Origin of the sequence: Ectobacillus ponti, assembly GCF_024294785.1 — a bacterium.
GTDB lineage: Bacteria > Bacillota > Bacilli > Bacillales > Bacillaceae_G > Ectobacillus > Ectobacillus ponti.
In genome coordinates, this window is the sequence record NZ_JANCLT010000034.1 from 1 (window position 1) to 1,661 (window position 1,661).

At 60.7% G+C, this 1,661-nt stretch carries 2 protein-coding genes; one reads left to right on the forward strand and one right to left on the reverse strand.

Annotation, left to right across the window (positions count from 1 at the left end; all coding sequences use genetic code 11):
- Positions 1–71 precede the first annotated feature (71 nt).
- Positions 72–1,427, reverse strand: coding sequence for a tubulin alpha chain (locus tag NK662_RS24425; protein WP_254761314.1), 1,356 nt, complete (start codon positions 1,425–1,427; stop codon positions 72–74).
- Here NK662_RS24425 and NK662_RS24430 point away from each other — a divergent pair.
- The coding region (locus tag NK662_RS24430; protein ID WP_254761315.1) for a hypothetical protein at positions 1,402–1,661 on the forward strand (260 nt) is incomplete at its 3' end. The two genes, NK662_RS24425 and NK662_RS24430, sit on opposite strands and share 26 nt — an antisense overlap.

Sequence of the window (1,661 nt, forward strand, 5' to 3'; positions counted from 1 at the left end):
CACGGACAGATCATAGGATAGCAGCAGTAATCAAGCATTGCCAAGGCACCAGGCAAGAACCCTGAACCTCTCTAGTACTCGTCACCCTCATCACCCTCGTCACCATCGTCGAACTCGGAGCCGACCTCCTCGTAGTCCTTCTCCAGCGCGGCGAGGTCCTCGCGGGCCTCGGAGAACTCCCCCTCCTCCATGCCCTCGCCGACGTACCAGTGGACGAAGGCGCGCTTGGAGTACATGAGGTCGAACTTGAGGTCGATGCGGGAGAACACCTCCACGACGCTGGTGGAGTTGGAGATCATGCACACGGCCCTCTGCACCTTGGCCAGGTCTCCCCCCGGGACGACGCTGGGCGGCTGGTAGTTGATGCCGCACTTGAACCCCGTGGGGCACCAGTCCACGAACTGGATGGTGCGCTTCGTCTTGATGGTGGCCACCGCGGCGTTCACGTCCTTGGGGACCACGTCGCCGCGGTACATCAGGCAGCACGCCATGTACTTGCCGTGGCGCGGGTCGCACTTGGCCATCATGGAGGACGGCTCGAAGGCGCTGTTGGTGATCTCCGCCACGGAGAGCTGCTCGTGGTAGGCCTTCTCGGCCGAGATCACCGGGGCGTAGGAGGAAAGCATGAAGTGGATCCTCGGGTAGGGCACCAGGTTGGTTTGGAACTCGTTGACATCCACATTCAGAGCACCATCGAACCTCAGGGAGGCAGTCAGTGAGGAGATGACCTGGGACACAAGCCTGTTGAGGTTGGTGTAGGTTGGGCGCTCAATGTCGAGGGAGCGGCGGCAGATGTCATAGATGGCCTCATTGTCGAGCAGGACAGCGACATCGGTGTGCTCAAGGAGGGAGTGGGTGGAGAGGACACTGTTGTATGGCTCAACCACAGAGGTGGAGACCTGAGGGGACGGGTACACGGTGAACCCGAGCTTGGACTTCTTGCCATAGTCCACAGAGAGACGCTCAAGGAGAAGGGAACCGAGACCGGAGCCCGTTCCTCCTCCAACAGCGTTGAACACAAGGAAGCCCTGGAGACCAGTGCAGTTGTCGGCAAGCTTCCTGATGCGGTCAAGGCACAGATCAACAATCTCCTTGCCAATGGTGTAGTGACCACGGGCAAAGTTGTTGGCTGCATCCTCCTTGCCAGTGATGAGCTGCTCAGGGTGGAAGAGCTGGCGGTAGTCACCAGTCCTCACCTCATCAATCACAGTAGGCTCAAGATCAACAAATACAGCACGGGGGACATGCTTCCCAGCACCAGTCTCACTGAAGAAGGTGTTAAAAGCATCATCACCTCCCCCAACGGTCTTGTCACCGGGCATCTGTCCATCAGGCTGGATGCCATGCTCGAGGCAATAGAGCTCCCAGCACGCGTTCCCGACCTGGATACCGGCCTGCCCGATGTGGATCGAGATGCACTCCCTCATGGCGGCGGATTGGGTTGATGCTGCGACGGCGGCGGAGAAGGGAGAGAGGGGAGAGGAGGAGGAAAAGCGCGGAGGCGCGGAGAGAGGCGAGTACGAAGACGCCTTTCTCTGCGGTGCGAAGCTCCAGGAGGCGCTCGCTGCGCAGAGCAAGGCGGCGGAGGAGTCGGCGGCGGAGCAGTCCGGCGATGCCGAAGCGGAGCAGGCGAGCGCGAGCATGGAGGATGAGCTGCGGAC